This is a genomic window from Rhizobacter sp. P3_B12 (genome assembly GCF_056402895.1).
In genome coordinates, this window is record NZ_JBFUGN010000475.1 from 1 (window position 1) to 4,689 (window position 4,689).

A 4,689-nucleotide genomic window follows, 5' to 3' on the forward strand; every position below is an offset into this window, starting at 1 on the left:
GGTCTACCTCGGCTGCAAGACCTGGGTCGACCGCACCGCGGGGGTCTACCTCGGCTGCAAGACCTGGGTCGACCGCACCGCGGGGGCGGTGCTGTTCGGGCTGGGCATCCGGCTGATCGCGACGGCGCCCGACGCCTGACTCCCTACAGCCCCGGTTGCGGGATCTCGACGTGGAATGCCGGATCCCCATTGGCCGGCGAGAAGAAGCGCGAGACCTCGCGCCGTTCCTTGGCCCGGTCCAGCGCCGCGAGAAAGCGGCTCGGCTTCGCGATCGACGACGGGGCGATGTCGATCACGTTGAGCATCGACGGATCGGCGCAATGCCGGCTCACCGTGCCAGGGCCGAGCGCGTTGATCCTGCTTTCCATCGCATCGAGGATGACCGTGCGGCCGTGGCCCAGCGGCTTCAGGCGCTGGTACTCGTGGATCACCTGCTGGCCGGGCTCGGCATAGAGCCGCAGCTGCTTCTCGATGGTGGTCGCCTCGATGTTGTTGTACATCGCGTTGGCCTGGCGTTTCGGCGTGCGCACTGTGCTGGTGATGGTGCACGACGCGAGGCCGGCTTCGTCGAGCACCCGCTTGAGCACCTGGCGCGAGAGCTCGCTGACGACGGAAGCGTCGGCGCTGGGGACGAAATTGATGCTGGCCATGGTGCGCAGCTTGCCCGGTTCGCGCGCTGCCGGCTTCCTCCAGGTTGAGGATTCCGCGGGTGCCGACGCCACGCCGCGAGCTCACGCCTCCAGCATCATTCTTCGTCGACGTCGTCCTGTGCCGGGCGGACGGCCTTGATGCGGTCGACCTCGAACGCGACGAGGCTGCCGTTGCCCGATCCATCCACCATGCCGAATCCGGACTTCTGGAGGTCGAACCGCTTCACGAGGATGCGCTTGGGCAGCTGGCTGCCGTGGAGCGCTCGGGTGTTGCCGGGGCCGCTGTAGAGCTCGAATCCGAAGGATCCCTGCTCGAATCGTGTGCCGTCCAAGGTCATCCCCTCTCCGATGACACTGATCGTGTCTTCGACATTTCCGTTGAAGTTGTTCTGGATGAAGATCTTGACGGTTTCGGATTCGAAGGTGTGCCCGTTGACCTGCATGCGCATGGACTGGGGAATCCCGTAATACATGGCACTGCTGGTTTCGCGGGGCTTCGGGGGCGGGCCTTCCATGTAGATGGAATCGGTGTCATAGGCAAACGTTCCGGTCACCTTCGCGCCCGTGAGTGCGAGGGGCAGGCTCTGGGTGACCGTGCCGGTGAACTTGAACGTGATGACCTCGGCATGCGCGGCCGCTGCGAGGGACAGGAACGCCAATGCGGCTAGTTTTGCTTTCAAAGTCATTGAGACTCCTCCTTGATTGGGCGGCCAGCTTAGGGCGGGTGCCAGGGTTCTGAAACCCTCTCAAGGGGGTTGGAGGAAGGCGGACTTGCCTTGCTGTGCACTGGTCCCGCCGACAGGAATCGAACCTGTATTTGCCGCTTAGGAGGCGGCCGTTCTATCCATTGAACTACGGCGAGCGGGGGTGGATTCTAGCGTTGATTTTTCGCCTCTCTCCTCTGAGAGAGTCATCGCATATCATCGGTTTCAACAACCTCAGTGATACGCGGTGATACGTCGTATCACTCGCTCAAGTCTCGATGGCAAGCATCATAAAAGTGGGTGAGGGATGGCGCGCGTTGATTCGCCGCAAAGGTCATCCATCGTACTGCAAGACCTTCAAAACGAAGGCCCAGGCAGATGTCTGGGCACGCCAGGTCGAGGGCGACATTGATCGTGGCAAGGCTCCCTCTGCCACGTCTGTCATGGGCCGCACCTTGCTGCTGCGTGACGTGATCTCTGCTTATCGGGATCTGCGTGATCGGTCGAGACCCATTCCAGACACGAGCAACGAGCACTACATGCTGAAGTACTTGGTCGAAGGGCTGGGCGAGCTCGACGCCATGGTGATGACGCCGAAGGATCTGGTGGGGTACTGCCAGATGCGCCGGGATGAAGGCGCGGGGCCGTACACGTGCAACATGGAGATCAGCAAGCTCGGGACCGCGATGCGGTATGCGGGCGTGGGCCTCAAGGTGATGTTGCCCGACGTGGCGGCTGCTGCGCGTCCGCTGCTGAAGCACCTCGCGCTCATTGGCGGCGGTGGCAAGCGTGAGCGCCGGCCGACCGAGGACGAGCTGGTGCAGATCATCGCGCACCTCGCGGAGGTCCGCGGCCAGATCTTTGCCGACGTGGTGCGATTTGCCGTCGCGACCGCGATGCGACGGGGCGAGATCTCGCGCCTGCAGTGGGATGACGTGGATCGGAAGCGAAAGCTCGTGCTGGTGCGCGACCGCAAAGATCCACGGAAGAAGGAAGGCAACGACCAGTGGGTGCCGCTGCTGGGGGACGCGTGGACGATCCTGAATGCTCAGCCGCAGGTTGATGGCGAGACGCGGATCTTCCCGATCGGCGAGTCAACCGTCAGCAAGTACTTCACCGAGGCCTGCAGGGTGCTGAGCATTCCGGATCTGCACTTCCACGACCTGCGGCACGAGGGGACGAGCCGGCTCTTCGAGGAAGGCTTCGAGATCCAGCAGGTTGCGCTCGTGACGGGCCACAAGGATTGGCGGCACCTGCGGCGCTACACCAATCTGCGGCCCGAGGACTTGCACACCGCGGTCATCGACTCAACGCGGTCGCGGAAGCAATCGACCGGGTCAGGTGTCGCGTAGATCCAGTCTGCGGGACATTCGACGGCGCCGACCGCTTCGGGCTGGTTGCGGACGGTCAGAGCCCGTCGCCCGAGCGACCGCTCTGACGGAGAGGAGACCTTCGTTCCGTGGCGAAAGGATGTGCTCAGTGTCGGCCGCGTGGGCGGTGGCAACAGCGACGGGGACTCACGTGGTCGAATGGCTGCTGTCGTGAGCAGCGAAGGGCGGACATCGACCCAATGCTGCCATAGCGTAGCGACCATTCGGCGTCTGAAAGCGGTCGTAGATCAGGCGAGTTGCCTCTACCTTGTACCTGCCTTAGGCCAACCGATATGTGCAGCGCGACGAAGACTGGCTTTCACAACCTGGCGATGAAAAGGAGCGATGACCAATATGTAGGCCCGGCCCAAGAGGTTGTGGCAGTGGACGACGGTTGAGACAGTCAACTGGCCACCAAGCGGTGGAGACAAGTCCGGGGTGCGGAGTACTGAGAGTCTGAAATCGAGGTGCTTGTCGTCCTCGCCCAAGACAATCTCGGTTTCGCTTCTGCTGTAGACCTTGAAGATGCCGATGCGGTCAGCGTTGGCTTCGCCGGAGAGAGTCGCAAGGTGTTTGGCGGTCTTCAGACCAAAGCACGCGACGATTGCGTCTCGGAGGTTGGTGAGCCATCCGATCCACGGTGGCTGCTGTGAAATAAGGAATCGCCAAAGGACATCTGGGTCGCTTGAGGTGCCAAAGGGCAGTTGAATCGTAAATGCGTCTGCGAGATTCGTCGATTCATAAACTGTAGCGACGGCAGACTGCGCGGGGAGAGCAACCGGCTTTACCTGCATGAGTTCGCTTGGCATGAATGGCACTCCTGAAGCATCAGTGCGCAGGCTTGGATGGCCCGGCGAAGACCTTGACCACCTCATACATCCCGGGGTCGAACTTTGCTATGGCGAGTGCCTCTTCCACGTATGGTGAAGCGCCTGGGTTTGAACGCATCGATTGATAGTGCTGGTAGTGCTCCTCGCTCTTCCACTGCGCGTACATCGTGACCCTTGTCCCATCGACACTTCGATGAAGCGCCGCCGAGACGAACCCTGGCACATCACGAACGGACGTATCGGTAGCGCGTGCGAGTATGTCAATCAGTTTCTGTTGATTCGATGGTTCGACCGTGAATACGTTGATGAGCGTAACGACACCTGAGTTCTCCGCAATCGTAGTCATCAAAAGTCTCCAGCGTCTGAGAGAGAAGTCGCTCCTGATCCTCACTTTTTGTGCGCATCAGGACGAAGACACTCGCGGGCAACCCAAAAGCCGACACCGGATATGGACTGCTTCTGGCCGACTGTGCCCGTTCGCGTCGTGGCCGGCAAGCGGTCGCTGAGCAGCATCACCACGCCGGCCGATGGCCGCTTGTGGGCGGCGCGCCGAACATACACTGTCGGCCACGAGCTGTCGGTCGCGAAGGGCGGCTTTCGGGTAGGCTGCGGCGCTTGGATACGGACCACCCGGACATGCCTCTACTTCAATCTGCTTGATGAGACCGAGACCTAGTTTGCCGCCGCGCGAGCGACTGCGATTGTTGCCATCAAGGGCTGCGTTCCGGCATCCGCTTTCGCAGGTTCGCTACTTCAAACCTCAGGCAGATGCCAAATGACTGGATCGGACTCACGCACACACGTCGAGCTCAGCAAGCAATCCGCGGTGCGCGAGGATCTGTACCCAGACCTTGAGGGGCACGGTCTTCCCGCACTGCTACAGCGCGGACTGGAGCGCATTGGTTCGGCACTGACTGTGGACCGACGGGATGACCTTCCCCAAGGTTTTCCCGCGTTCGCTCATGTGCACGCGCCAGGGCGTTTGTCCCAAGTCTATTTAGCAGCTGGCGAGCGCTTGTTTCTTGTCGATTTTTGGGCCAAGGGCGTTCAGCTTGCGAGGGGGCAGACTCCCAACGTCGAACTCGCCGCCTCAGCTATAGATTTCTGGATAGCCGGTCTATCAAACTCAATGGCC

General features: G+C 61.4%; 6 protein-coding genes and 1 tRNA gene. 2 read left to right on the forward strand and 5 right to left on the reverse strand.

The annotated features are described in order from the left end of the window. Positions 1–143: 143 nt before the first annotated feature. The 3 genes from AC1D01_RS21525 to AC1D01_RS21535 all read right to left on the reverse strand — a co-directional run bounded on the left by AC1D01_RS21525 (position 144) and on the right by AC1D01_RS21535 (position 1,512). Positions 144–650, reverse strand: coding sequence for a hypothetical protein (locus AC1D01_RS21525; protein ID WP_477869898.1), 507 nt, complete (start codon positions 648–650; stop codon positions 144–146). A 95-nt stretch (positions 651–745) separates the two neighbouring features. Further along, complete coding sequence (locus AC1D01_RS21530; protein ID WP_477869900.1) at positions 746–1,336, reverse strand: hypothetical protein; 591 nt, start codon at positions 1,334–1,336, stop codon at positions 746–748. Positions 1,337–1,437: 101 nt separating this feature from the next. Continuing rightward, positions 1,438–1,512, reverse strand: a tRNA-Arg gene (locus AC1D01_RS21535). A 120-nt stretch (positions 1,513–1,632) separates the two neighbouring features. Here AC1D01_RS21535 and AC1D01_RS21540 point away from each other — a divergent pair. Continuing rightward, positions 1,633–2,706: a site-specific integrase gene (locus AC1D01_RS21540; protein ID WP_477869902.1), complete on the forward strand. Its 1,074-nt coding sequence runs from the start codon at positions 1,633–1,635 to the stop codon at positions 2,704–2,706. Positions 2,707–2,987: 281 nt separating this feature from the next. Here AC1D01_RS21540 and AC1D01_RS21545 read toward each other — a convergent pair whose 3' ends face one another. Further along, complete coding sequence (locus AC1D01_RS21545; protein ID WP_477869904.1) at positions 2,988–3,533, reverse strand: DUF2867 domain-containing protein; 546 nt, start codon at positions 3,531–3,533, stop codon at positions 2,988–2,990. A 19-nt stretch (positions 3,534–3,552) separates the two neighbouring features. After that, entirely contained in the window at positions 3,553–3,900 is a 348-nt protein-coding gene (locus AC1D01_RS21550; RefSeq protein ID WP_477869906.1) for an antibiotic biosynthesis monooxygenase family protein, read from the reverse strand. A gap of 480 nt (positions 3,901–4,380) precedes the next feature. Between AC1D01_RS21550 and AC1D01_RS21555 the strand changes: the two genes are divergently transcribed. Further along, positions 4,381–4,689, forward strand: a 309-nt coding sequence (locus AC1D01_RS21555; RefSeq protein ID WP_477869908.1) for a hypothetical protein, incomplete at its 3' end; no start/stop codon positions are given.